This window comes from Peteryoungia aggregata LMG 23059 (assembly GCF_030814435.1).
Classification (GTDB): domain Bacteria; phylum Pseudomonadota; class Alphaproteobacteria; order Rhizobiales; family Rhizobiaceae; genus Allorhizobium; species Allorhizobium aggregatum.
Window position 1 is genome coordinate 212,483 of record NZ_JAUSUW010000002.1, and the last position, 26,170, is coordinate 238,652.

Sequence of the window (26,170 nt, forward strand, 5' to 3'; positions counted from 1 at the left end):
TCAGTTGACGAAGGCTCCGCTCAACCACCCTTGACCGAGCCCGCCAGCAGACCCCGGACGAGGTAGCGCTGGAGACCGAAGAAGACGAGGAGCGGAACGATGATGGTGATGAAGGCGGATGCCGTCAGGATTTCCCAGTTGCCGCCGCGCGAACCCAGCAGGTTGACCAGGCGCCCGGTCAGGACCAGCTCGTCATTGCCGGTGCCGAGGAAGACCATGGCCACCAGCAGGTCGTTCCAGGTCCAGAGGAACTGGAAGATCGCGAAGGAGGCAAGCGCCGGATAGGAGAGCGGCAGGACGATCTTGATGAAGATCTCGAAATCGGAGGCGCCATCGACGCGGGCCGATTCCATGATCTCGCGCGGCAGGCCGGCGATGTAATTGCGCAGCAGGTATATGGCGAGCGGCAGGCCGAAACCCATATGCGCAAGCCAGATGCCGACATAACCCTTGGCCGGAACGCCGAAGAAGGTTCCGACATCGTTATACATCTTCAGAAGCGGGATCAGCGACATCTGCAGCGGCACGACGAGCAGGCCGACGATCACAGCGATCAGGATCGAGCGCCCCGGAAACTTCATCCAGGCAAGCGCATAGGCCGCGAAGGCCGCCACCAGGATCGGGATGATCGTGGAGGGGATGGCAACCGTCAGCGAGTTGATGAAGGACTGGCCGATGCCTTCGGCCGTCATCACCGTCTGGTAGTTCTCAAGCGTGAAGCGCGGCGGCGTCTCGGCGGTGAAGAAGATACGCTGACCGCGCGATCCCTCGAAGGCTGTCGGCGATTCCAGGCGGAAGTCGCCGTTTTCCTCAACGGTCAGTTTGTGGCCGTCGCGGATATCGGCGGTTGCACCTGCTGCGAAAGCCGCAGGTTCCTGGCTGGTCGCCCCGAAGGCGGAGACCGCACCAGGTCCCCCTTCAAAGACATTGCCCTTGATGACGTAGACACCGTTTTCCTGGGCCTGCGTTTCAGGTCCGGGGGCACGGTAGATCTCGTTGCGTGTGGAGGACGACAGTGCCGTCCACCAGCCGGAAGCGACGATCTGGTCCTTGTCACGCAGGGACGAGATCAACAGGCCGGCGGTCGGCAGCGTCCAGGCCGCCACCAGAATGAGAACGGTGAGGTTGACGACGATCGTCAGCGGAGAAAGCTTGCGCGTCATGTCAGCGTCCTTCCATTTCCCGGCGGGCATTGCGGATGTTCCAGATCATGATCGGGATGACCATGACCATGATGACGACGGCAATCGCCGCGCCACGGCCAAAGTCACCGCCGCCGCGGAACATCCAGTCGAACATCAGGTTCGCGAGAACCTGGCTCTGCCACTGGCCGTTGGTCATCGCCAGAACGATGTCGAAGACCTTGAGGACGAGGATGGTGATGGTGGTCCAGACGACCGCAATGGTGTTCCAGATCTGCGGCACCTTGATCTTGATGAAGATCTGCCACGGATTGGCGCCATCGATGACGGCTGCCTCGATGGTCTCTTCCGGAATGCCGCGTAGGGCCGCCGACAGAAGGACCATGGCGAAACCGGTCTGGATCCAGATGAGGATGACCATCAGGAAGAAGTTGTTCCAGAAGGGCAGCGCAATCCAGATCTGCGGGTCGCCGCCGAAATAGACGACGAGCGCATTGAGGATGCCGATCTGCTCGGAGCCGGCGTCACGGTAGTCGTAGACGAATTTCCAGATGACGGAGGCACCGACGAAGGAGATCGCCATCGGCATGAAGATCAGCGATTTGGCGATATTGCCCCACCAGATGCGATCGGTGAGAGCTGCGATGATCAGACCGAAGAAGGTGGAGGCCGCAGGCACCACGATCAGCCACAGCATGTTGTTGAAGATCGACTGGCGGAATTCCGCGTCACTGAGCATCCAGCGATAATTCGCGAGCCCGACGTAGTTTTCACCGCTTCGGTCCATCACCGAATAGAGGACCGAGGAGAAGAGCGGGTAGATCAGGTAGATTGTCAGCGATAGCAGAGCGGGGCCGAGAAAAAGCCAGGGGCGGATCAGAGCCGCACGCCGCAGGTTTCTTGAGGCTTTCTGCGTATCGGCGATGCGGGACGGGAAAACCATGTCCAGCAGAAGATTCGAGCCGAAAAAGTATCCGATTGCTGCCGCAACGCCGACGACGATCGTCAGCAAGGCAAAAAGTAGCTGCTCCAAAGACGTCCCCTCCCTGTCGATTGCTCCGGATCACCCTTGGGCGCCAGATGCATTATTCTTCTTGATCGACGTCCGGGCCGCATCCCTTGCGAATGCGGCCCGGCATGCAATGCGGGAAGGGCTTACTTCAAGCCATCCCAAGCCTTCTGGATGTCGCCTGCGACATCAGCCGCAGCCTTGCCACCGGAATAGTCAACCATACCCGTCCAGAATGCACCAGCACCGATCTTGCCCGGCATCAGGTCGGAGCCGTCGAAGCGGAAGGTGGTCGCGTTCGTCAGGATCTCGCCCTGCTTGCGCAGCGCATCGTTGGCGTAAGTTTCCGGCTTGGCGGACTTGAACGGCGTCAGGAAGCCGGTCTGTGCCATCCAGACTTCATGGGCGATCGGGGTCTTCAGCCACTCGATGAAGGCGCGGGCGGCAGGCGTGTCCTTGGTGATCGACACCAGCGTGCCGGCACCGAGAACCGGGGTGCCGAGGTTCTTTTCGGCATAGGCCGGGAAGTAGAAGAAGTCCGCATCCACGCCGAGTTCAGTGCCTTCCGGGAAGAAGGACGGGATGAACGATGCCTGGCGGTGCATGAAGCACTTCGGCGGCGAGGAGAAGAGACCCTTCGGGCTGTCGCGGAAGTCGGTCGAGGCCACGGCCTTGGAGCCGCCGTCAACGAACTTGTCATTGCGGGCGAACCAGCCGAATTCTTCGATTGCGCCGACAACGGCCGGATCGTTGAACTTGATCTCGTTGGTGACCCACTTGTCGTAGACGTCAGGCGACTGCGTGCGCAGCATCATGTCTTCGACCCAGTCGGTGGCCGGCCAGCCGGTCGCACCACCCGAGCCGAGACCGATGCACCAGGGCGTACCGCCGTCAGCCACGATCTTCTCGGTCAGAGCCTTCAGCTCTTCCATGGTCTTCGGCACTTCGTAGCCAGCGTCCTCGAAGTTTTCCGGCGAGTACCAGACGAGCGACTTCAGGTCGGCCTTGTAGGGGAATGCGAAGAACTGTTCGGCGCCAGCCTTGTCCTTATAGGTGCCGAGGCTGACCCAGCTGTCGCCGGCGGCGTAGTTGGTCTTCATCCAGTCGGCCGATTCCGTGCCGAGCGGAACGAGGAAGCCCTTGGAAGCGAGGTCGGCGAGCAGACCAGGCTGCGGCAGAACCGCGATATCCGGCGGGCTGCCGGCCTGCGTGTCGATGACAATCTGCTGCTCATAGTTTTCAGAGGAAGAGTAGCTGACGTCGATACCGGTGGCATTTTCGAAATAGGAGAGCATGGATTCAACCAGAACCTGGTCGTCACCGCGCCACGGTCCGAAGATCTTCAGCGTCTGCCCCTTGAGATCTCCATGCGCCTTCTTGAACTCTTCGAACGTCGACCAGCTGAACTTGGCGTCCTCACCCGGAGCGAACTTCAACTCCTGCGCGCTGACCGAGCCGGCCACGAGCGCGGCAGCCGCCACGGTCATCAAAAACATCTTCTTCATGTGATTTACCTCCCATCACATCGGACGGCCAGTCGTCCTTGGTCCGCGCATCTTCCTCAAAGCGCTTTGGCCCCTATTTCATCACATTGCGTTCCATGGTGAGTCAAGGGCTTTTGTGGATTTGCCGCAATTAGACGCATATACCTGCCCGGCATGAGGCAGATGCATTTGTGGCGTTCAAATTTCTCTTGTCGCGAGCCTCGCGTCTGCGCCATATTCGAAGCGCTTTGACCGCATGCTGGAGGAGGCCAAACGGTCGGGCGAGGAGAGGAAATCCGCAGTGAACCTGAAAGAATTGTCCCAGATGCTCGGCCTGTCGCAGACGACGATTAGCCGAGCGCTCAACGGTTATCCCGAGGTCAGCGAGGAAACGCGCCGCCGTGTCATGGAGGCCGCCAAGGAGACCGGATACCGACCCAATCGCGCCGCCCAGCGTCTGGCGACCGGCAAGGCCGGATCGATCGGGCTGATCATGCCGATTTCTCCCGACCACAGCTCCGACATGCATTTCGCCGAGTTTCAAAGCGGCTTGGCCGAGGCCGCGATCCTGCACGACTTCCATTTCGTCATCATGCCCTCAACGGCCGAGGACGAGGCGCAAGCCATCCGCTGGCTGGTCGCCAGCGGCAGCGTAGACGGCTATTATCTGGCCTATGTCCGCGAGAAGGATCCGCGGATCGCCATGGCGAAGTCGCTGTCCCTCCCCTTCATCGTCCACGGGCGGTCCTCGGGTCTTGATCTCGACTATCCGTTCCTCGACGTCGACAACGAGGGGGCTTTCTACGACGCCACCCGTTTCCTGCTGCAGCTCGGGCACGAGCGGATCGCACTCCTCAATGGTCAGGCAGATCTCGATTTCGCCCATCGTCGCCGGCTCGGAGCCGAGCGAGCGCTCGCCGAGAAAAGCCTGCTGCTCGATCCACGCCATACGCGACACAGCTTCATGGGCGACGAGCAGGGCTACCGCGGAATGAAGGAGATCCTGGCAGGCCCCGACCGGCCCACGGCCGTGCTCTGCGCGAGCACCGTGCTGGCGCTCGGCGCGGTGCGCGCAATGAACGAATTCGGACTAAAGCTCGGGACCGACATCTCGCTGATCGCCCATGATGACGAACTGCCGCTGCTCAAGCCGGAGAACTTCTCGATCCCGCTCACCACAACGCGCTCTTCGCTGCGTGCAGCCGGCAAGCGAATTGGCGACCGGCTGATCGCCATGATCAACCAGAGCGATCCCGCGCCTCCGGAACAGGAATTGTGGAAGGTGGAGCTGGTGGTCAGGGCCTCGACCGGGCGGGCGCCGGCCTGAACCGGCGCCGCGCGGAAGACCCCGTCAGAAACGCGGAGCTGCGACACCCGCCCGACGATGGGCAGCGATCACGGTGTTGGCCATCAGCATGGCGATGGTCATCGGCCCGACACCGCCCGGAACCGGCGAGATGGCCTTGGCCACCGGCTTGCACTCAGCAAAGGCGACGTCGCCGACCAGCTTGAACTTCCCCTCACCCTTTTCGGGTGCCGCCACGCGGTTGATGCCGACATCAATGACGGTCGCACCCGGCTTCAACCAGTCGGCCTTGACCATTTCCGCGCGGCCGACGGCTGCGACCAGGATGTCGGCCTGACGGGCGAGTTCGGGCAGATCGCGGCTTCGCGAATGGCCGATCGTGACGGTGGCGTTTGCATTGAGAAGGAGCTGCGCCATCGGCTTGCCGAAGAGGTTGGAGCGGCCGATGACCAGGGCATTCAGGCCCGAGAGATCATTGCCGTGGATCTGGCGCACCAGGATCATGGCGCCGGCCGGCGTGCAGGACAGAAGTCCGGTCTTCAGGTCGCCGGTCGCCAGCTTGCCGGCATTGACGATGTGCAGACCGTCGACATCCTTCTCCGGCAGGATCGACTGGATCACCGGATCGCTATCGAGATGCTTCGGAAGCGGAAGCTGCACGAGAATGCCATCAACCTGCGGATCCGCGTTCAGTGAGGCGACCAGCGTCATCAGATCGGCTTGAGATGTATCCTCAGGCAGCGTGTGCTGGATGGAGTTGAAGCCGCATTGCTTGGCCATGCGGCTCTTGGCGCCGACATAGGCATGGCTCGCCGGATCATCGCCGACGATAACAACCGCCAGACCGGGCTTGCGATGTCCCGATGTTTCCAGCGTCGTCGCCGCTGAGGTTACCGCTTCTATCACCGAAGCGGCGGCTGCCTTTCCGTCGATTACCGTGGTCACTGTGCTTTATCCCCGTCTTCAACTCGCCGCAGGCTAGCGCCAACACAGAGGCACTGTTTGCCTGTCCCCGTCCTATGCTGTCAAATTGCGGCATATTGCAAGGCAGGAATTGGCCGAGACGGTCAGGCTGACGGCGCGTGCGGGTGGAGCAGACGGTGACGCAGGACATGGATGAGGAAGACGGGAATGCCCAGAACGTATCGTCGCCAAAGACGCGAAGGTTCGAGCCAGAGACGGAAAAGCCATTCGGAGCGGAGCCGGCGGACCCAGCCGGGAGCCCGCGCGACGCGACCGGAGACGAAATCGAGCAACGCGCCCACGCTGACCACGACGCGGGCGTGATCCGACGTCAGGTGACGGTCGACCCATTTCTCCTGCAGCGGCGTGCCCATGGCGACGAGAAGAAGATCGATACGAGCCGCCTCGATGCGCTTCAGAATAAGAGCCGGGTCGGCACGATCGAAGTAACCGTCGGAAATCTCCACGAACTCGTGCCATGGCGTATGCCGGCGAAAATTTTGGGCGGCGGCTTGCAGGACGTCGGAGGTAGCCCCCAGCAGACCGATACGCAGCGGCCTGGAGATGAAGGTCAGGGCCGCCGGAACAAAGTCGGTGCCATTGAGATTGGCCGTGAAGCGACCGCCATGGAGAAACTTCGCGGCGATGTCGACGCCAATTCCATCAGGTAAGACGAGGCAACGGCTGAGAACGTCGCGATAGGCAGGATCCTGCACCATCACATTGGCATTGTTCGCGTTGAGGAAGGCGATATGGGTAAAGCCCGTGCGGGATACCAACTTCTCCTCGAGCAGTGCGAGCGCCTGGTTCCAGCCAAGATCATGCACCGGCATGCCGAGGATCGGCAGCACAGGCACAGGTGGCTGGTCGGCACCGCCCGGAGATGCGTCGGCCGAAAGTTTCAAGGCTGAAGACGAGGAAGATGGCATGGCTGGTCCCGAGGATCGATCTCCCGGAGACTATCAGCCACAGCTGAAATTCAGGTGAAGAGCGGCCTTCGGATTTTCATCGCGCCATCCATCATTCGTTTACCAGAATGACGGATGGGCGACGGTCGATAGCCTGCTCAGTGTCCTGAGGAGGCTGGCTTTTCCTCGACCTGTTCACCCTCGACGACCGTCGTCTTCTCCATCGGAGCCGAGCCGCCGGCTGCCGCCTTGCGGGCCGATTCCTTCGACACGTAGTCGAGCTGCTCGATCAGGACCTGGTCGATCATGCCCTCGCCGAGACGCGTGTTCATCTCGGTCTTGATCTTTTCCCGGAAGGCATTGACGTCGAAGCTGGAGACGTTGGCGATATCGACCATCTTGTTGCCGACAAGCAGCGTAAACAGCTGGTCGGTCATCAGTTCGGTCGTCGGCAAGGCCTGGCCCTTGACCTTTTCCTTGTCCATCATGAAGGAGATGCGCGCCAGAAAGTAGCCCGACACGTCACCGCCCCCAAGCACAGGGATGGTGATCGGCTCACCACGCACCAGTTCGAGCGCGGCCTTCTTGGTCTCTTCCTCGCTCGGGCCGGCCGGGGCTGTCGCCAGGTAGATCGAGCCATAGACGGCCCCCAGCGTGACGATGCAGACCCAAAGGCCGATTCCGAGTATCTTGCCCATCAGAACTCGCTGAACTGGAACTGTTCCTGAGAATAGGTGCCGTCACCATCGGCATCGCGGACAGCATTCTTCAAGAGATCGGCAACGGCGCGCACGGCCGATAGATGCGCTTCGACACGACGTGCATTGAGCGCGAGCTTTTCCTTGAGGACATGCAGCTGCTCGACGTAGTTGACGGCGAATTCGCGGGGGTCGGTGTCGCGGAACAGCATCGTCAATTCGTAAAGGCAACGGCTCTTGTGGGCGTTGGAGACCTTGAAGTCGAATTCCGGGTCCTTGCCGATCCGTTCGTTCTCATTGTCGATGATGCGTTCCAGCCGGCTGAGAACCGTCTTCACGCGGTATTCGCTCGAAACAACTTCCATGAAATTCTGCCCTATGGTTCGAAAATCGATCAATTCTTCTCGTCTACACCGGCACCCAGCGTGCGGCGCTCGAGGTCGGTCACCCAGCTCATCGCAAGACCGCGGTCCGACTCGTCGGTGGCGACGTTGATGCCGTCTTCACCGCGGACACGCTGGAGGGCTTCCTCATACATCTGCTGAGCAATGCCGACGCCGCCGGATTCGGCCAGTGTCGAGCCAAGCTGTTCCGCCATCATGCTCTTCCACATCTCGCCTGCATTGCCCTTGCCGTAGATTTCCTCACTCTCATCCGGCAACATGCTCTGGACGAAATTGGTGAGATAGACGGCCTCGAAGTCGCGATAGACCTTCGGTGGCTTCCCGGCGTCTTCGACCGTCTCTGCTGTCGCCTCAATGCGAGCCGCATTGGCCGTGCGATTGAGAATATCGACAGTCGCGCCAAAGCCTGCACCCTTCTCGGCGAGACTGGTGGCCATGAAGTTGGCGCGGTTGGTCTTCATCTGTTCCTGGGCAGCGGCAACCTGCGCCGGATCTGCGGCACGGATCACGTCCAGCACCAGATCGCTCGGAGGAGAAATGGCCACGGTGACATCCTCGATTATTGTTCGAGGCGACTATCACTCCTGAACCTTGCTGGAGGCTGGTGCGGCGAACTGCATGTCGATCAGGTCATAGATCGCATCGTCGTCACGCTGGCGCTCCTCGTGGTCACGTGCTTCCTTCATGTTGTCTTCCAGGCGGTCACCCTTGGCGCGCTCGCGCATCAGCTTCATTTCCTGCACCTGCTGCAAACCGTGCAACTGCTTGTCCGTGTTGGACAGCCGGTCAAAGCGGTCGGCGTAGTTCTGGGCGAACAGGCGATGCAGGGGATCAAGCGAGCCGATGGCCTCCATTACCGTCTCCATCGAGCGGGCATTTTCCTCGATTCGCTGCGCGGTGATGCCCAGATCGCTCTCGGCCATCCGCTCCATGTGACGCTGTACCGCCACGAGTCGTTTCAGCTTGTCTGATTTCTTCTGCGGTCCCACGGCACCCTCGTCAGAAATTGAAGATCATCGGGAAATACTGGCCGAACTGCATCACCATGGCACCAATGGTGAAATAAACCAGCAACAGGCCACCCAGCAGCAGATACGGCGTCGAGATGTAAAAGACGGGCACCTGCGGGGCGAGCTTGTTCACCAGGCCAACCGCGAAGTTGAACATCAGACCGAAGATCAGGAACGGGCTGGCCAGACGCAACATGATCATGAAGGTCTGCGACAGCGTATCGGTCAGGGTGATCAGCATCTTCTGGCTGTCGGGCATGCCGCCCAGCGGCATCACCGTATAGGAATCGACCAGAGCGCGAAACACGACGTGGTGGAAATCCAGCATGAACAGGACGAGCAGACCGGCAAAGGAGATGAGGCTCGTCATCTGGTTGTCGGGTGTGTCTTCGAGGACATCCGAGGCCCCGGGGGTGTTGAGGCCTATGGCCATGGAAATGGCCGAGCCGGTGAACTGGAGCCCGAGCACGTAGAAGCGGGGCACCAGGCCGTACATGATTCCGATCAAGAGTTCCGCGACGATCACCACCACCAGCGAGCTTCCAGCAGCGGAGACACGTGGATAGATCGTATCGAAAAGCAGCGGGGTCATGGCCATCGACACGGCAAAGGCCAGGAAGAACCGTATGGTCATCGAGATGCGGGCCGATGAGAAACCCGGCAGGGTCATGATGCAGGCGCCGATGCGACAGAAGATCGCAAACAGTACCAGCACGGTCCCCTGCGGGTCAGCAATCATGAGATGGAGCCCAGAATCTTGATCTCGATGCCCTTGGCGAGTTCGACATGTGACAGAACCGGCAAGGTGGCAAAGAGTCGTTCAATGATCATGCGCACATAGGACCGCGTTTCCGGCGACGTGACAAGAACGAAGGGCAGTCCCCGGTCCATGAATTCACGGATAACCTGGCTCGCCTGCTCGGAAAACTCCTCGAGGCTGCGCGGATCAATGTCGAACTCGACGATTTCGCCCTTGGCGTCGCGCTTCAGCGCCTGGTGGAAGACGAGGTCCCACTTGGAGCCGAGGCGCAGGACACGCAGCACACCATTGTCGGTCAGGTCGCCACACAGCTGCTGGGCCATTCGCACACGGACATGCTCGACGATCTGTTCAGTCTTGCGCACATGGGGTGCAAGTTCGGCGACCGCTTCGAGAATGAGGTGCAGGTTGCGGATCGAGACGCGTTCGGCAAGGAGGAGCTTCAATACCGCCTGCAGGCCAGAATAAGACATGTGCGACGAGCAGATCTCGTCCGCCAGCTTCTTGTATTCCGGATCGAGACGATCGATCAGCACCTTGACGTCCTTGTAGGACAGGAGCTGCGGCAGGTTGTTTCGGATGACTTCGCTCACATGGGTGAGAACCACGGAGACGTTGTCGATGGGGTGGAAGCCTTCGCGCTTGAGTTCCTCGGTGAAGGTTTCGAGGACCGAGACCGCCGGCATGCCGAAAGCCGGTTCGCGGATCTCGTCGCCTGGTACGTTTGGCTTGCGGCCCGAACCTGTCACGACCAGAACTTCACCGACGCGCAGGTTGTTCGATGCGACCGTCGTGCCGTGGATACGGATCTGATAGGCCTTTTCCGGGATCGCGATATCGTCGGTGACCTTGATCTCAGGCACGACGAAACCGTACTGGCTGGCGAACTTCTTGCGCATCTTGCCAACGCGGAAGGCGAGTTCCTGATGGGCCCCGAGAAGGCGGGTGGAGACGAGCTTGCCAAGCGCCAGTTCGATCTCGGAGGTCTTGAGAACAGACTTGACCGAATCCTTCTCGGCCTCCTTGTTCTGGATGACCTTCTTTTCTTCCTGTTCGCGCTTGATCTGATTTTCGGCCTCGAGTTGGCGCGGGATGAACCAGGCACCGAAGGCCATCAGACCACCAAGGGCGACGAACGGAATGAACGGCAGCCCGGGCACAATCGCCAGGGCGCCCATCAGGCCAGCCGCCACGGAGAGCGCGCGAGGATAGCCGCTCAGCTGATTGACCACGGCCTGGTCCGTAGAGCCAGGAGTGCCGCCACGAGAGACCAGAAGGCCGGCAGCGAGCGAAACGATCAGGGCCGGAACCTGCGAGACGATACCGTCGCCGACGGAGAGCTTGACGAAGACGTCGGCGGCTTCGCCGAGTTCCATGCCGTGGCGGAAGTAACCGATGATGATGCCGCCGACCACGTTGATGGCAGTGATGATCAGGCCGGCGATCGCATCGCCGCGAACGAACTTGGAGGCACCGTCCATGGCACCGAAGAAGGAGCTTTCCTGCTCCAGTTCACGGCGCCTGTGCTGCGCTTCTTTCTCGTCGATGATGCCCGCTGACAGGTCGGCGTCGATCGACATCTGCTTGCCGGGGATGGCATCGAGGGTGAAGCGGGCGCCGACTTCCGCGATACGGGTGGCGCCCTTGGTGATGACAATGAAATTGACCGTGATCAGGATCAGGAAGACGATCAGACCGATGACGAAGTCGCCGCCCATCACGAGGTTCGAGAAGCCTGCGATGACGCCGCCAGCGGCGTCGTGGCCCTCGTGACCATGGGTGAGGATAACGCGCGTCGTCGCGATGTTCAGCGACAGGCGGATCATCGTTGCGATCAGCAGGATCGTCGGAAAAGACGAGAAATCAAGAGGTCGCTGGATCCAGAGCGCGACCATCAGGATCAGAACGGAAAGCGCTATCGAGAAGGCCAGACCGACGTCGATCAAAAATGGCGGGATTGGCAGGAACAGGATGCACAGGATCATCACGATCCCGATCGCGAAGCCGATGTCGCGTCCGTTCGGGCTTGCCTTTGGAATTACCAGTGCAGGGGGTTGCGCCATGTCCAGTCCATCTCTTCATGAGAAGTCATCCGGAAGCACGCTTCCGGCAGTCTGCCTCGGAGAGATAGAGGATGAAGCTTGCGCGAGGATGTCAGCCGCGCCAACGGGACGGCGCCGTCAGAAGCCGGATTCGACCCGTGAAAATACGAGCGTGGCAAATAGATTGATCTGGGCCCCGACAAAGGGAGCAGAAATGCCGATGGTGATCATGATCGCCAGGATCTTCGGCACGAAGGTCAGGGTCATTTCCTGGACCTGGGTCAAGGCCTGGATCAGGGCAATGACGACGCCGACGATCATGCCGGCAGCGACCGCAGGGCCAGACGCCACGATGATCGTCCAGATCGCGGCCTGCAAAATATCGAGGGCATCTGCCTCATTCATGAGACGGTATCCTTTTCGGAGTGGCGAATCATGCCGCCCACTCCGAAAGGCCTAGCATGTCACGAGCCGGTCGTCGTGTCGGTTGTGGGCTTTGTTCCGACGCGGACACCCACCGTGATGGGGATATCCTTGCCTTCGGTCGTGGTGGCGACCATGGTGTCACTGTAGACGCGAACAGAGGCGATGACGCCGGAAGTCTTTTCATCGGCACTGGTGATGGTCTTGCCGATGTAGGACGACGCGTTGGTCAGCGCGTTGCCGGTAATCAGGGTCTCAAGATTCGAGTTCGTCTGGATCGACTGCTCGACCTGGGAGAATGTCGCGAGCTGCGCGATCTGCTCCGTCGCGTCCATCGGCTCCGTCGGATCCTGGTTCTTCATCTGGGCGATGAGGAGGGTCAGGAAGCTGTCGTAGTCGAGGGAGGCCTTGGCGGCCGCCTGGCTGGAGGTGCTGCTTGTCGAGGTCGTGGTCTTCGTCGTCGTAGCCGCACTCGTCGCGGATGTCGTTGCCGAGGTACCGTCTACCGCCATGGGGCAATCTCCTTGCGAATCTGCTCGATCGTGGCCGGGGCCATTTCCTGATTGTTCAGGATGCGGTCCTCGATCGGGTAGAGCTGGCGAATGGCCTTGAGTGCATCAAAGGCGCGTCCGGAAGACACCATTCCATCGATCCGCTTCAGTTCGGCAAGGATTTCCTCGTTCTCGAAGCAGGACAGAAGCATGATGACCGACTTGCGGAACATCGCCAGCGACTGGTCCTTGCCATCCGGGTTGATCAGCATCATCTGGGCGATGAAGTACAGCTGACGCAGCGGGGTCGTGGCCTGCTCCGGCTGCAGCACGTGATTTTCGAGCAGGAAAGTCACATCGTTCAGGAACTCGAGGGCAACCTTGCGGTCGACGCGCAGAACCGCTCCATTGATGAAAATACGTTCGCCCGACTTGAGCGAAATGCGCAAAGTGCTCTTCATTTAAGTCCATCCCTGATGATGGTTGTCACGTCGATTATGCCCTGGAAGTTTTCCGACTCGCGTTTGCGGATCCGGTCACACTCTTTCAAAATCCAGATGGCGATGGAAATCAGATTGGCGCGGATTTCCTCGCCCAACTGGTTTTCAGGGTTTTGCAGATCTTCGATCAGCCGGACCCAGACCCGGCGGGTATAGAACAAGGCCTCGATCGCCTCGCGGGAGTAACCCTTCTTGTCCCGAGCCGCGCTCAGGAGCTGGATGCAACGGTCAAGGGCCTGCCGTTCGCGCTCCTTGGCGTCAGCGACGCCATCCTCCATGATTTCGGCATATGAGAACTGGTACATTCAGTTGCCCTTCAATTTCATTTCACCCTTTGCTCATCAAAGGTAGTTGACAAGGCTCAAGCCCTGGATACGCGAGGTCAGCGTGTAAGATGCTTCCACCATGGAAAGCAGAGAGTTAACGCGAGTCGAGGCTTCGTACGCATCTACTTCAATTTTGCTCGACAGGCTGGTTTCTATTATATCCACCTGAACCTTGAGCGAGGCATCCGCCTTGTCGATCCGGTTCTCGGAAAGTCCAAGTTCCGAACGGGTCGCATTGATGCCGGTGATGGCGCGGCCGGTGTAGTCGATGGCCGAATTGATCGCGACGGTGACGGCGTTTGCCGGCGCCCCGATGGTGAGAAGCTCCTTGGTGACGATCGACGCCAGCGCGAAGTAACGGAAGCCGTCCTCGTTGGCCGACGCCGAGGTCTGCACCGTTTCGGACTGTGTGATGCGACTGGTCATCGCCTCGTCAGTGGCGTTCGACCAATCCGTGCTCCAGTCGGGGCCGGTGTACATCGGCTCGAGTACCGAGGAGATGAAATCCTCCATGCTCGGCACCCCGGTCGCCGCAATCGTGGCCGTGTTCGCTGTATCCGTCGGCGCGAAGCCGAAATAGCCAGTGAAGGCCGCATCGAAGCTGAGTTTTGCCGGCGACGTATCGGTGTATTCATTCAGCGGCTGCACATCGGTGTTGATGCCGGCGAACAGAAACTCGCCGTTGGCCGACTGATTGGCCATGCTGGTCATCGTCGACAGCGAATTGTTCACGGTCATCACCGTGGTGTTGATCGTGTCGCTATTCGACGAACCCGAGATGGTGATCAGAGCGTTGTTCATCTCCTCGGCAGCCGTTGCAACCTGTTTCAGCGCCTCTTGTGAAGCAGACAGGCGCTGCGTCGCGATCGAGTTGTTGCTGATCATCGAATTGAGCCGCTGGCTCTCCCGATTGAGGTCGACCACCGTCGAGGTCTTGCTGCCGAGTTCCGCGCCGACGTCCGCAAAAAAGCCGGTGCTGACCTCTTGCTGCGCCTTCAGGAGCTCATTCTGCGCCTGGCGGATTGTCAGGCGCATCGATGTCTGGATCGACAGGTTGGAAACGCTCGCGGTCGACATTAGGGATTACCCAGCCATTTCGAGAACGGCCTTCAGCATATCGTCCACCGTAGAGACGAGCTTTGCCGCGGCCTTGTAGGACTGCTCCACATCGAGCAGCAGAGAAAGTTCCTCGTCGAGACTGACTGCCGTCTTCGCCGAATAGGTCTGGAAGGTGCGCTCGTAGAGCGCCTGCTTGTTTTCGTTCGCCGTCGTTGCATTCGACCGCAGTTCCTCAAGCCAACCAATCGAGTTGCTGGCGAAGGAGAGGACGCTTGCATCGGTCTTCAGATCGGCATCTGCAGAGAAGCTTCTGTTGGCAGCGAGTTCATCGACATAGCTGTTGATGAGATCGGTAAAGCCGGATGAGGCGGCCGTGTTCTTGACGTAGGCGGCACCGTTGATGCCACCGTCGCGAATGAGCATCGGATCGCCGCTGGCATCGGAGCGGACGGCAGGGTTGACCTGGATGAGGGCCGCGAGACCGGGCTGAACTGTTCCTGTCGGGGGTACCGTGCCACCGGGCCAGGTAAACAGGCCGGGGAGCTCGTTCGCGCCGCCCGCATCGGTTTCCTGAAAGGCTTCAATGAGGCCGCGAGCAATTTCGTCGAGCTGGGTCTGGAAGGTCGGAGCTACGACATCACGCAGCTGGACCAGGGCGGCGAGCGATCCCTGCCCGTCCGTGTTGCCGCCGACGCCGGCGCGAACCGCAGTCCCATCGATGAAGATCGCGTTGCCGCTGACCGTCGAGTCATAGGTAAATGTGCGGACGAACGTGACCTCTCGCGGATCGGTCTCGAACAGTGTCGTGCCGTCTGAGGTGTAGAGGACCATGTCGCTGTTTTCGCGCATGTTCACGGAAACGCCAACAATCTCGGAAATTTCCTTGAGCAGGGTGTCGCGACGATCGAGGTAGTCGTCAGCATTCCCGCCAGTCGCGGTCTGACGAACCACGGTGTCGTTGACGATCTTGAACTCGGCGAGAAGCTTGTTCAGCCTCTGCACCTCCTCGAAGATCTGCGCATCGGCATCCTCACGGACTTCCTGGGTCGTCGCTGTCGCATTGTTCAGCGAGTTCGCAACGTCGATTGCATCCGTAACAACCGTCGAGGCCAATGCATACTCGCCCGGGAGCGCCGCAAACGACTGCAGGCTGCTCTGGAGGTTGGCGAGATAGGAGGATGGAGACAGCTGATACTCGTTGCCGCCGAGGGCATCGGAGAGCGTCGTCAGTCCTTCCAGGAGCGTCGACTGAGCGCCCTGCTGCGATGTCGATGAAGACATCTGCCGCAGCAGGGCCATCTGCTGAGATCGCTCGTTCTGCACCGTCGAGGCGCCGTAGATGGTCTGAACCACAACGGCCTGGCGACGGACATAATTCTCATTGCCGTCATTGGCGATATTCGTGGACAGCACGGAAGTCTGTTGCGACGTGTTGCGGAATATCGAATTTGCCGTGTTGAGCGACGATGCAAGCGACATAGGACTAACCTACTCTTTCGATTATCTCTTCAGGTTGACCAGGACTTCCATCAATTCGGAGCCGGTCTGGAATACCTTGGAGTTCGCGGTGTAATTCCGCTGGGATTCGATCATGGCGGTCAGTTCTTCGGCGATATCGACGTTGGAATCTTCGAGCGCGCCGGAGATGATCGAACCAAAGCCACTGGACCCGGCGTAGCCGAGAATAACGACGCCCGAATCATTGGACTGGGTGTAGAGGTTGCCGGCCACCGGATTGAGATTGTCGGGGCTCTGGACGCTGGCCAGGGCCACGCGGAACTTCGGTACCAGGTCACCATTCTCGTAAGCGATAGAGACGATGCCCTTCTCGTCGATCTCATAGCCCTTGACCTTCGAGGCCGCATTGCCGTCGACCTTGCCTTCTTCAACCGAGAAAGGCGAGGCAAGCTGCGTCGTGTCACCGATCTCCAGCGAAATGGCAGGAACTTCCGCGCCATCGATGGTGAAGGTCGCCAAAGCAAGCGGCGTCGGGCTCAGCGCCGTATCGAGCTGGCCATCGGTGTCGAAGAACAGGGTCGTGGGCGCCAACACGGTTGCCGGCGTGCCCGGGCCCGTCGCTTCCACCGTCCACTCGTTGTCCGCAACCTTCGTGTAGGTGAATTCGATCAGGCGGCTGGAGCCCTGGCTGTCGAAGACCTTCAGAGAGGTTGTCTGGACGAAGCCGTTGGCTTCGCCATTGGGCAGGTTGACGTTCAGTGTTCCGGTTGTCGATGCGACTGCCGAGATGCCGGAGCCGGACAGATCGACGTCTTCAAGGCCATCGAAGCCGTTGACGACGATGGTCGGGTCAGCGGTCGAATCGTATTCGTAACCCTGCAGCGTGTAACCGGCAGTGTTCTTCAGCGTGCCATCTTCCTGCAGGACGAATGAGCCTGCACGGGTCATGTAGGGCGTGCCATCCGTGCCCTTGACGATGAAGAAGCCGTCGCCGTTGATGGCAAGGTCGGTCTCGGACGTCGTGTAGCTGAAGGTGCCCTGACTCGAAATCGAGTAACGAACATCCGTCTCGACGCCGCCGGAATTGTAGGCGCCGTTGGTCGTTGGCAAAATCATGGATGAAAATTGCACCGAGGCCTTCTTGTAGCCAACCGTTGTGGAGTTGGCGATGTTGTCGGCGACAGTGCTCAGCCGGTTCGACTGGGCGTTCATGCCGGAGACACCCGTGCGCATCGTTCCGTAAAGGCTCATGTCAAAATCCTCGTTTCGTAGTCAAATGGGAGAGTATGAGGTGGGCCTTGCGTGAAGCTGTCTGGCATGGCGGCTCTCCAGATCAATGCGGGAGAGCCGCAGCCGCACGAGGCCGGCCGGAGCGATCAGCTCCAGTCGATGCAGTAGCCGAGGAAGCGCTTGGAATCGACGGGATCGAAACCGAGCTTCTTGCGCAACTTCTTGCGCAGCTTGGAGATATGGCTTTCAACGACGTTCTCTTCGACTTCCTCGTCGAAGATGCCGTAGATCGCATTGAAGATCTGGGTCTTGGAGACACGGCGGCCACGGTTGGCGACCAAGTATTCCAGGATACGGCGCTCACGGCGCGGCAATGGAAAGACGTCGCCGGCGATCTCGGGATCGCGACCGTCGGAGAAGACCTTGATCGGGCCGATCTCGGTGAAATTGGTAATCGCCTTCAGACGACGACGGATGGCCGCCGCTCGCGCCAGGATCTCCCGGGGATGAACCGGCTTGCGCACGACATCGTCGACGCCGCAATCAAACAGTGCCAGGGTCGCCTCAAGTGAAGGCTGATCGCTGACAGCGATCACCGGTGCCTGCGTCCTGTCGCGGATCGCCCGCGGCAGTTCGAGGGTCGTCTCACCCTGTCCGATCAGGAATGCCTCGACCGCCGCAATATCGGAATCGGCCGCCGTATGGACCCATTCGCCGAATTCCCGCGGGTCGAAACCCGTCGAAGGAATTCCCTCGCGCCCAAATAGTGATGTGTATCCGTCCTTAACGAGCTCGCGCTCATCAACCACTACGATCATTCGTCCGCCTCCGAATCAGTGTGGTGTTTCGATAGACAATGCGTACGAATCGGGGGATTCAGGGACAACTAGGAGAAATTAACCACAGTAATTAACGGTTGATTAACCAATTGGTGCCGATTTGATCTATATATAGTGGGTACAGCGCAAGCTCGACACAAGTTTTTAGTGGAAAAGTTAACGCAAGCTTCGCACAAGCTATTGTCCTGGCCTTCTGTATCGCAGTCTCGCCACAATTAGCAAATCGGCACAATCATGGCTGTCAAACAACTTTCGGTTGCTATTCACCGCAAAATTGTCGCGCTCCGGGCGTCCAGTTTCCATAGCCAGTGGCGACCAGATTGGCGATCACACGGCAGACATAACGCTTCTGCGCAGGGTCATTATTGGGTCCCGCATGGTATCGCGCAACCGCCATGGTCCAGGTCTCATGCCGGTCATGCAGGTTGCTCAGGAAGCGTGCCGCATACTCGACGTTCCGTTTCGGGTCGAACATTGCCTCCACCGAGGTGAAGTGCTCCCCGTGGAAATGCTGGTTGATCTGCATGCAGCCTACGTCGATCAGGACGGCGCCCCCATCCCTCGCGCGCTGGAAAGCTGCGAGCGCATCTTCCAGTCCCTCGAAGTAGAAGGCCTTGCCCTCGACGTTCATGGCGTAGGGTTGCAGACTCCCCTTGCGACCCGTCTCTGTAAGGCCAACAGAGTAGAGAATTCCCTCCGGAATACCGTACTTGGCCGCTGCAGCGCCGATCGCGGCTTCACAGCCACCCCGGCTCGCTGCCGCCTCAGACGTAAAGCTGATCAGGGCGAGCGCCGCGAGCGTCAACAGTCGGGGCGTCGCTCGTTTGAACCATACGTTCATCAGCCATCCTCACCCCGTTGCCTGCCGATTCACCACGTTGCTGACGTTCACTTCCACCCTGATTGGCGAACTGAGACGGTTGCTGACCGGATTGCTGGTTCGAAGTGCCATTCTGGCCGGCGTCGGTGCTGCGATCAGCTGGGGCCAGCTGCATGTTGACCTGTACCTGGTCAACGACCAGTCCCTGGGCCTTCAGGGCCTTCAAGATGTCACTCTGATCGTTCTGCAGCTGGCGAAGTGCCGCCGGGTTGTCGACAGTCAGCTGCACGCTCAGCTCCTCACCGGAGAGACGGAGCGTTGCCGTCACACTGCCCAGCTCGATGGGGCTCATCTGGATCTTCAGGGTATGAACAACCTTGCCCTGGCTTGAATGGGTAGCTGCGTTCGCCAGCTCAGAACCGGGAGACATGGCGCTAACCCACTCGCTGTCCCCCAGCATGGCGGCGGTGATCGACGCACCGTTGGTGGTAGAGATGGGCGCAATGTAGCGGCGGCTGTCGACGACAGTGACTGTCTCAACAGTCTTTGGCTCCGTCTCCTGTGCCCCGGCTGCAGCTTCACTGCGCAGAAGAAGCGGCTGTCCCTTGCCATCTGCCCTGATGAACCGGAAATCTCGTTCTCCCTCGTCCTTGCCCTTATCCGAGGTCGAAGAGTCAGCTGAATCCTCGGTGACGGCTGTCACGGGGAGACCGTCGAGCATCTTCTGCTTCTGGTCGTCCTTACCATTCGTCTCCGCAGTCGTTCGCTGATCGTCGAGAGCGGTCTTTGCGCCATCAACGCCCGCGAGGAGCTGCAGAACATCACTCAGATCCGGACCTTTGGTTTCGGAGGTCGCCGCTTCATCAAGCCCCTCGCCGGCAGCCGTCTGCTCACCTTCTTCAGCGCCATTGCGCTCCCGAGCGGCGGCAAGGGCCTTGGCGAGTTCTGCCTTGAGCTTCGGATCGAGCCCTCTGATGTCGATCTCCGGCTCCTTGCCCTCCTTGGAATCACCGCGTGCCTGCGCCTTGGCAGCGGCCAGGAGCCTTGCCAGGTCATCGACCGAGATGTCCGCAGACAAGGCCTCGAGATCTGTGGAAAGATTGCCACCCATGTCGATCAGAAGCTGTCTGTCTCCGGCCGACAGCCCCTTGATCGATGCTTGTGCGTCACCCGCCTCGGCGTCGGACTGCGCCGCAGCAGCCGTGTTGTCGTCACGCCCGCCGCGCTCCTTCTGCCCGGAACTCGAGAGCACTTTCGAGAAGCCGCCGTCCTCGGTCCTTTCAGAACGCCCGCCCGTCTGTTGGCCGACGGCACCATCCGAAGCTGGAAGTCTGGGGGCTGAGAGCGCGTCCATCATGGTCAAGGGCCTTCTTTCTGGAGAAGATCATCAATTGCATCGAGTTTAGAACGTCCGGTTTCGACGAAGCTGCGCAGTTCCGGATCAATGTCGGCCTGCTCGGTTGCCGGGACTTCTGCGCCGGCCACCGCCGGCGCGACCGGGGGCTCTTCAGGCGGAGCAGAGACAGGCTCGGGCTGGGGCTGGGGCTGGGGCTGGGGCTGGGCGAACGGATCCTGAAGTTCGGGATCTGCGGCAGCGTCTGCAGCGTCGTTGCCCGCAGTGCCCTCGACGGGAGCCGTGCGGGGCGTCGCAGCAGGCTCAGGCTTGCGCAGCACTTCCTTGGCAACGGTCTCCGCCGCCTGGCGAAGTGCCCGGTCTCTCGGGGACAGCACCTCTTCCGGGATCTGCATCAGGGCTTGCATCGCATCATCGACATTCTCGGTCGGGACCCCGACGAGACTGCCATAGAGCCGGGCGAGAGCATCGGCTCCCTCTTCGGTGCCCGATAGCAGCTTGGCCTGATCGGCGGCCATGGTCGCCAGATCCTTTCGCCCCGCGATCGCGGCTTCACGTGCCACCCTGAGGTAGACCTCTCGACGGCGGTCGATATCCATGTAGCCGAGGGTGGCTTCGATGTCCTCGACCTTCAGGACCTCGTAGTGTTCGACCACGAAGCGGACGAAGAGATCGGCAAACTGGCTGGCATAGGGAGAGTACAGGAAGCGCCGGGCGTAACCATTCGCATAGATTGAAGCCTTGTCGACGATCTTGGCATCCAGGGCAACGGCCAGGGAGCGGCGCAAGGCCGCCTCCTCGACGATGGTGCCAGGCGCCGTCAAGCGAGCCCAATCGTAGAACTTCAGGGCGGCGGCGGGGTCTTGCGTGAGTGTCACATTGCCGGCAACAAGCGCCAGATAGGGACCGATCTTGTCGTCGCGGTATTCGGTCGCGATGTCTCCAAGCGTCTTGGAGATCAGCGTGCCCTTGCCGCTCAGGTATTTGCGCAAGGCGTCACTGATGCGGTTGTCGAAATTACCGTTGATGTCCCGGGCAACGAGGAACTCCAGGGTCGCCGGATTTCCGCCACTCATCGCATAGATCAGGGCTGCGTCCACATTGCGGGTATCCTGGAACACCTGCGGGTCTGCGGTCCGCAGCCGTTCGTCAATGGTGCCGAGCATGAAGCGCTGCATGTCGGCTGCGGAGTGGTCGCCACGCACCACCGTATCCTGGACAAACTGGAGCGAACGCAGCATCCGGTAAGGCTCGAGCGTCTCATCCACCGTCTGCGCACGGCTGACCGGCCCGACCGCGAGTGCAGCCAGACCGGAGAGCAGAAAGCAGAGGGACAACCGCCGAATTGCCATCGGTTACCCCTGTTCCGCTTCGATCAGGATCTCGATACGACGGTTCGCGTCGGCAAACGGATCCTCCGGCACCTGCAGACGCCGATCGGCAAAGCCCGACACCTGCTCGACGCGATCTTCGCTCAGGCCGCCGCGCACCAGCATGTAGTACGCGCTGTGAGCGCGTGCCATTGACAGGCGCCAGTTGTCATTTTCGGTGCCGCGGAACGGGCGGGCATCAGTATGACCGCGAATGACGATACGCCCCTGTTTTTCCTGCAGGATCTGACCAAGCCGCTCCATGGCGAGTACCAGCTCTCGACGCGGCACAGCCGAACCGACATTGAACATCGCTGCATCGCTCTGATCACTGATGGTTACCAGCAGACCGCCTTCAGACGGCGTGACGAGAAGACCTTCCGCCAGCTTGCCAGCAGCTCCTCCGATCGCCTTCTCGATTTCCGCCTTCAGCTTTGCGGCGGCCTCAAGCTGCTGCTCGAACTGCGCCTCGGCCGTCTGATCTGCCTTTGCCACATCAGGGGCAACATCAGGCATGGTCTCCGACTGCTCGGAGGTTCCGACGTCGCTCTTGGCCTCAGGACCAACAGCCGGCTTCTCAGCATCCAACGCCTCGCCTGGCGTCGCTCCCTCGACTGCCGGCTTCTGGCCGGGAACCACGAGAGCGATCTGCTGCTCCGGCTCCGTTGAGGGAGCGGCAGGATCCACAGGGGGCTGCTCGGCCGCTTGTTGTGGCTGCTCGGCTGCTGCTTGCGCATCCGTCGGCTCACCGGGCGGACCGTTGGCGGTCTGCACCTGCTGAGTCCAGAAATCCGGATCGAAAGGATCGCGATAGGCCTCGCCGCCCTGAGCACCGGTCGAAGGACCAGAATCGGCCGCACCGCCCTCACCCTTGGCACTGACATTCGCCTGCTGCCCGACCTCCTGGGCGATTTCCGCCAGGACGGAATAGGGATTTTCGAAGAAGTCGGCCTCGGAATAGTTGGCCTGGTCGCCCGAAGACGCCGTCTGGTCGTCACCCGTGGCGGCAGCAGAACCTACCTTGTCCTGGTCCTCGTCGACCTGAGACCGCTCCTGCTTCTCTTCACCCTCACTCGTCTCGACGGGCTTCTTCAACCCCTTCTCGGTCGGCTTCTCATCCGAGAGCTTGATCGGGTTGAAATAGCTCGCCACGGACGCCTTGGTTTCCTCGTTGGCGGCATTAACCAGCCACATGACGAGGAAGAAGGCCATCATCGCAGTCATGAAGTCGGCGAAGGCAATCTTCCACGCTCCACCATGGGCGCCATCATGGTCACCCTTGCGACGCTTGACGATGATGATCTGGCTCTTGCCGTGGTGATGGTTCTCGTCACTCATGCCAACACCTTCCTGAGGCTCGCCGTAAAGGCGGAAATGCGGGTGACGAGCGCCGCGTCACCAAATTCGGCCGTCAGATCCAGATCTTCGTCTTCCACGTGGCGCAGGAAACTTGCGTGTTCAGGCATTTCCGACTGGAGTTTCTGGAAGAGCGATCGCGGCCCCTTGACCTCGATCGTGCCCGCATCGCCCGACGCGATCGCTGCCTGGAGCAGGTCGGCGAGATCCTTCACGGCCTTTTCGGCCAATGCTTCGCCGATGACAGGAGCGAGGGCCATGGCAGCCTGCTCGCTGACGACGAGCGAGAGTTTCTGGATCAGTTCGGGGAGCGTGGTGGCAACCATCACGGCAAACTCATCGCGCAAACGCTGGTCGCGTTCGGCAAGCGCCTGAGCATGGGCGATATCGTTTGCCTGCCGGTCGACCTCGAAGCGTTCCGTCGCCGCCTTCTCTCCGGCCTCATGGCCCTCTGCATAGGCCTCACGCCTGATCGCATCGATATCCACGCGTTCCGTTTCCGGTTGGGGCAAGGCCGGAAAATCGAGGTCGAACTCGTCAACAACGGGCATGTCGAAGCTTGGAGCCGGCGCCGCCGGTGGTGCCGCCTGGGTCGAAAAATCCTTGAGATAGCGGGCCAAAGGCATGCTCATCGGCAATCGCCTCCAACGGCGACAGGTCCGGTCCGGCGGATGCATCCTTGCATCAGAAGTAGATCAACCATCAGCATGTCCCGTACGCGTTCTCTCATCCACCGAAATCGATCGTAGCTCTTTCGGCACGGCTCGGCCCATTCGGGCCACGTGCTCTTCCTGAAGCTAGGGGTTCAAACTTGCGCGAAGATGAATGGGTTTTCCCGCACCCTGTTTCACAACGGAACGAGAGCGCCGGATGCTCTGGCATCCGGCGCCTCAGTCGTCATCGCTGGAAGAGGGTGAGAAGCTTCTCGGCGCTGGTATTGGCGATCGAGAGCGCCTGGATGCCGAGCTGCTGCTGGGTCTGCAGCGCCTTGAGGCGTGTTGATTCCTCGTTCATGTCGGCATCGACCAGACGACCGATACCCTTGTCGATCACGTCCATGAGGTTGGAAACGAAATTGTCCTGCATCTCGATGCGGCTGGTGATCGCGCCGAGGGTAGCGGCAGCATCAGTCAACTGCTGGATCACATTGTCGACGACGGCAATCATGTCGTCGAGCTGTTCCTTGTCCGTGGTGGTGTCAATCGCGATCTCTGTCGCGCCCGCCGGGGGGGCGCCCATGTCGAGAAGGAAATATTCGCGGGCGCCGGTACCGGTATTGCGCAGGACATCGGCATCGATCGCCTTGGTGAGGAAGCCCTGCGAGGCATCCTGAATGTCGATCAACACGGATTCTTCCGTATTGAAGTCGAGCGTTGTGACCTGAACGCTGCCATCAGCACCGCGCACGAAGGATGAGACGACCTGCTTGGTGCCCAGAGGCGCGGCATTGGTGTTGTAGAGCCAGTTTTCGCCCGAGAAGGAGGCGGACTGCGCTGCGGAAATCAGCTGATTCTTCAGCTGTGTCATTTCCTCGTTGATCTTGTTCTTGTCGACGCCCGGCTCGCTCGCAGCCACGAGCTTCGCCTTGATCGTGGACATGACGTCGACGACGTTGTCGAGCGCCGTGTAAGCGGTATCAACGGTGGCAGCGCCAAGGCCGAGAGCATCCGATACGGTGGAAAGCGCTGCGTTGTCGGAGCGCATCGTGGTGGCGATGGACCAATAGCCGGCATTGTCGGCTGCTGTTTCTACCCGGTAACCCGAGGAAACGCGCCGCTGGGTCGTCTCGAGGTTGGTGTCGATCGAACGAAGCGTCTGCAGCGCAGCCATGGCGGCCGCATTGGTCATAATACTGGTCATGCTTGGTGCCCCTAAGCGTGTCGGACTGCGCATCCGGCGCAGGCCGGCAAGACGGGAGGGCATCATGCAGAACGCGCAAACGCGCGGTCCCCGTCACCGTTAACAAATCGTTAACAGCGGCAGTTAACAAGGAGACCGATGACATGGCAAGCGATCGACTTATCTTTTGTAGTCGAAACGAAAATGCCAAAAGTTTCGCGCAAGGCTCAAACGAAAATCCGCGCCTCTTGCGAGGCGCGGATTCACACCGAGAACATCCGACACTGTCAGGGCGGGACGAAGTCGCCCCTAGCCAGAGCGCCGCTTACTGACGGAAGAGAGTCAGGATGCTTTCGGAAGAGGTGTTGGCGATCGAGAGCGACTGGATGGCGAGCTGCTGCTGGGTCTGCAGCGCCTTCAGGCGGGTTGATTCTTCGTTCATGTCGGCATCGACGAGGCGGCCAATACCGCTGTCGATCGAGTCGGTAAGACCGGCAACGAAGTCTTCCTGCATGCCGATGCGCATGGAGATGGAGCCGAGTGCGGCGGCTGCGCTGGTCATCTGTTGGAGACCATATTCGACGAGTGCGAGCGCCTCCTGCATGCCGGCGGTGGTCAATCCGGTGATATCAAGATTCGCAATTGAGAATGTGTCTATTTCAGCGGCAGTCTCTCCAAGCACACCATTGTTGTTCCAGTCGACCACGGCGTCGTAAGTCGTGGACACACTACCAAGTATACCCGAGTCGGGATCGATTGCGCCGGTGGCATCACCGCCGAAAAGCACCGTCATTCCGCCAACCGTGGTCGCGTCGAGTGAATAGGCGGTTGTAGAAACGGAGACGTTACCGTTCGAGTCTCGTATAAAACCAGAGACGACAGTCACTTCCTGAGGGTTACCGGCAGCGTTGTCGGAAGTATCCACTCCGCCTGCAATCCAGTTTTGACCACTGAAGCTGGCAGACTCGGATATGGATGCGAGCTGTTCCTGCAGCTGGTCAATCTCTTCCTGGATCTTATTCTTGTCGACGCCTTCTTCGGTGGCGGCGACAACCTTGGCCTTCATTTCTTTAACCACTTCGATGGCACTTTCCATCGCAGAATAGGCGGTGTCGATCTTGGCGGCGCCGAGACCGAGGGCATCCTGGACGGAAGAGAGCGCCATGTTGTCGGATCGCATTGTGGTTGCGATGGACCAGTAGGCGGCGTTGTCGGAAGCTCCCCCAACTCGGAGGCCAGAGGATACACGCGCCTGGGTATCCTGCATGTTCGCATCGAGTGTGCGGAGTGTCTGAAGTGCAGCCATCGCTGCGTTGTTTGTCAAAATGCTGGTCACGGTCGTGTCCCTTAAATGGCTAGATCTGGGGACATCCCGGTCT

Annotated in this window: 27 protein-coding genes; 1 reads left to right on the forward strand and 26 read right to left on the reverse strand. The window is 60.1% G+C overall.

Annotation, left to right across the window (positions count from 1 at the left end):
- Positions 1-20 precede the first annotated feature (20 nt).
- From J2045_RS03905 to J2045_RS03915, 3 genes are all read right to left on the reverse strand, one after another.
- On the reverse strand, positions 21-1,163 hold the full coding sequence (locus tag J2045_RS03905) for a carbohydrate ABC transporter permease (protein ID WP_307369624.1): 1,143 nt from the start codon (positions 1,161-1,163) through the stop codon (positions 21-23).
- A gap of 1 nt (position 1,164) precedes the next feature.
- The gene (locus tag J2045_RS03910) at positions 1,165-2,175 is read right to left on the reverse strand and encodes a carbohydrate ABC transporter permease (protein ID WP_307369626.1); all 1,011 of its coding nucleotides are present in this window, start codon (positions 2,173-2,175) and stop codon (positions 1,165-1,167) included.
- A 122-nt stretch (positions 2,176-2,297) separates the two neighbouring features.
- Positions 2,298-3,656 carry an ABC transporter substrate-binding protein gene (locus tag J2045_RS03915; protein ID WP_307369629.1) on the reverse strand — a complete coding sequence of 453 codons (1,359 nt, stop codon included), beginning with the start codon at positions 3,654-3,656 and terminating at the stop codon, positions 2,298-2,300.
- Positions 3,657-3,936: 280 nt separating this feature from the next.
- Here J2045_RS03915 and J2045_RS03920 point away from each other — a divergent pair, with 280 nt between their 5' ends.
- Complete coding sequence (locus tag J2045_RS03920; RefSeq protein WP_166600689.1) at positions 3,937-4,962, forward strand: LacI family DNA-binding transcriptional regulator; 1,026 nt, start codon at positions 3,937-3,939, stop codon at positions 4,960-4,962.
- A 24-nt stretch (positions 4,963-4,986) separates the two neighbouring features.
- On the opposite strand, the gene folD is transcribed toward J2045_RS03920, so the two are convergent.
- The 23 genes from folD to J2045_RS04035 form a co-directional block, all read right to left on the reverse strand.
- On the reverse strand, positions 4,987-5,886 hold the full coding sequence (folD, locus tag J2045_RS03925; protein WP_166600688.1) for a bifunctional methylenetetrahydrofolate dehydrogenase/methenyltetrahydrofolate cyclohydrolase FolD: 900 nt from the start codon (positions 5,884-5,886) through the stop codon (positions 4,987-4,989).
- Positions 5,887-6,008: 122 nt separating this feature from the next.
- Positions 6,009-6,833: a WecB/TagA/CpsF family glycosyltransferase gene (locus tag J2045_RS03930; RefSeq protein WP_307369633.1), complete on the reverse strand. Its 825-nt coding sequence runs from the start codon at positions 6,831-6,833 to the stop codon at positions 6,009-6,011.
- Between the two features lie 137 nt (positions 6,834-6,970).
- Positions 6,971-7,510 carry a flagellar basal body-associated FliL family protein gene (locus J2045_RS03935; protein WP_166600686.1) on the reverse strand — a complete coding sequence of 180 codons (540 nt, stop codon included), beginning with the start codon at positions 7,508-7,510 and terminating at the stop codon, positions 6,971-6,973.
- Positions 7,510-7,875 carry a hypothetical protein gene (locus tag J2045_RS03940; RefSeq protein ID WP_112240379.1) on the reverse strand — a complete coding sequence of 122 codons (366 nt, stop codon included), beginning with the start codon at positions 7,873-7,875 and terminating at the stop codon, positions 7,510-7,512. Before J2045_RS03940 ends, J2045_RS03935 begins: the two co-directional genes overlap by 1 nt.
- Positions 7,876-7,904: 29 nt before the next feature.
- Positions 7,905-8,459, reverse strand: a complete 555-nt coding sequence (locus tag J2045_RS03945; RefSeq protein ID WP_307369635.1) for a rod-binding protein — start codon at positions 8,457-8,459, stop codon at positions 7,905-7,907.
- 33 nt (positions 8,460-8,492) lie between these two features.
- Positions 8,493-8,846: a hypothetical protein gene (locus tag J2045_RS03950; RefSeq protein WP_205911169.1), complete on the reverse strand. Its 354-nt coding sequence runs from the start codon at positions 8,844-8,846 to the stop codon at positions 8,493-8,495.
- Positions 8,847-8,913: 67 nt separating this feature from the next.
- On the reverse strand, positions 8,914-9,663 hold the full coding sequence (fliR, locus tag J2045_RS03955) for a flagellar biosynthetic protein FliR (RefSeq protein WP_307369638.1): 750 nt from the start codon (positions 9,661-9,663) through the stop codon (positions 8,914-8,916).
- Positions 9,660-11,747 carry a flagellar biosynthesis protein FlhA gene (gene flhA / locus J2045_RS03960; RefSeq protein ID WP_307369640.1) on the reverse strand — a complete coding sequence of 696 codons (2,088 nt, stop codon included), beginning with the start codon at positions 11,745-11,747 and terminating at the stop codon, positions 9,660-9,662. The genes fliR and flhA overlap by 4 nt, the downstream gene beginning before the upstream one ends.
- 117 nt (positions 11,748-11,864) lie before the next feature.
- Positions 11,865-12,131 (reverse strand): flagellar biosynthetic protein FliQ, encoded by a 267-nt coding sequence (locus tag J2045_RS03965; protein ID WP_166600681.1) that lies wholly within the window; start codon positions 12,129-12,131, stop codon positions 11,865-11,867.
- A 59-nt stretch (positions 12,132-12,190) separates the two neighbouring features.
- The gene (gene flgD, locus J2045_RS03970; protein ID WP_307369644.1) at positions 12,191-12,661 is read right to left on the reverse strand and encodes a flagellar hook assembly protein FlgD; all 471 of its coding nucleotides are present in this window, start codon (positions 12,659-12,661) and stop codon (positions 12,191-12,193) included.
- Positions 12,652-13,101 (reverse strand): flagellar biosynthesis repressor FlbT, encoded by a 450-nt coding sequence (gene flbT / locus J2045_RS03975; protein WP_166600679.1) that lies wholly within the window; start codon positions 13,099-13,101, stop codon positions 12,652-12,654. The genes flgD and flbT overlap by 10 nt, the downstream gene beginning before the upstream one ends.
- Positions 13,098-13,445: a flagellar biosynthesis regulator FlaF gene (flaF, locus tag J2045_RS03980; protein WP_307369648.1), complete on the reverse strand. Its 348-nt coding sequence runs from the start codon at positions 13,443-13,445 to the stop codon at positions 13,098-13,100. The genes flbT and flaF overlap by 4 nt, the downstream gene beginning before the upstream one ends.
- 36 nt (positions 13,446-13,481) lie before the next feature.
- Complete coding sequence (locus tag J2045_RS03985) at positions 13,482-14,543, reverse strand: flagellar hook-associated family protein (RefSeq protein ID WP_307369651.1); 1,062 nt, start codon at positions 14,541-14,543, stop codon at positions 13,482-13,484.
- A gap of 6 nt (positions 14,544-14,549) precedes the next feature.
- Complete coding sequence (gene flgK, locus J2045_RS03990; protein ID WP_307369653.1) at positions 14,550-16,004, reverse strand: flagellar hook-associated protein FlgK; 1,455 nt, start codon at positions 16,002-16,004, stop codon at positions 14,550-14,552.
- Positions 16,005-16,025: 21 nt separating this feature from the next.
- Complete coding sequence (locus tag J2045_RS03995; RefSeq protein WP_307369655.1) at positions 16,026-17,234, reverse strand: flagellar hook protein FlgE; 1,209 nt, start codon at positions 17,232-17,234, stop codon at positions 16,026-16,028.
- A gap of 125 nt (positions 17,235-17,359) precedes the next feature.
- Entirely contained in the window at positions 17,360-18,031 is a 672-nt protein-coding gene (gene rem, locus J2045_RS04000) for a transcriptional activator Rem (protein ID WP_166600675.1), read from the reverse strand.
- Between the two features lie 280 nt (positions 18,032-18,311).
- Positions 18,312-18,893, reverse strand: a complete 582-nt coding sequence (locus J2045_RS04005) for a transglycosylase SLT domain-containing protein (protein WP_307369659.1) — start codon at positions 18,891-18,893, stop codon at positions 18,312-18,314.
- A complete protein-coding gene (gene fliK / locus J2045_RS04010) occupies positions 18,817-20,229 on the reverse strand; it encodes a flagellar hook-length control protein FliK (protein WP_307369661.1) in 1,413 nt (470 codons plus the stop codon). The genes J2045_RS04005 and fliK overlap by 77 nt, the downstream gene beginning before the upstream one ends.
- 2 nt (positions 20,230-20,231) lie before the next feature.
- Complete coding sequence (gene motC, locus J2045_RS04015) at positions 20,232-21,578, reverse strand: chemotaxis protein MotC (RefSeq protein WP_307369664.1); 1,347 nt, start codon at positions 21,576-21,578, stop codon at positions 20,232-20,234.
- Positions 21,579-21,581: 3 nt separating this feature from the next.
- Positions 21,582-22,934, reverse strand: a complete 1,353-nt coding sequence (locus J2045_RS04020) for a MotB family protein (protein ID WP_307369667.1) — start codon at positions 22,932-22,934, stop codon at positions 21,582-21,584.
- On the reverse strand, positions 22,931-23,584 hold the full coding sequence (locus tag J2045_RS04025) for a GTPase (protein ID WP_307369669.1): 654 nt from the start codon (positions 23,582-23,584) through the stop codon (positions 22,931-22,933). The genes J2045_RS04020 and J2045_RS04025 overlap by 4 nt, the downstream gene beginning before the upstream one ends.
- A gap of 265 nt (positions 23,585-23,849) precedes the next feature.
- Complete coding sequence (locus J2045_RS04030) at positions 23,850-24,812, reverse strand: flagellin N-terminal helical domain-containing protein (protein ID WP_307369672.1); 963 nt, start codon at positions 24,810-24,812, stop codon at positions 23,850-23,852.
- Positions 24,813-25,116: 304 nt separating this feature from the next.
- Positions 25,117-26,127, reverse strand: coding sequence for a flagellin N-terminal helical domain-containing protein (locus J2045_RS04035; RefSeq protein ID WP_307369673.1), 1,011 nt, complete (start codon positions 26,125-26,127; stop codon positions 25,117-25,119).
- Between the last annotated feature and the right edge of the window lie 43 nt (positions 26,128-26,170).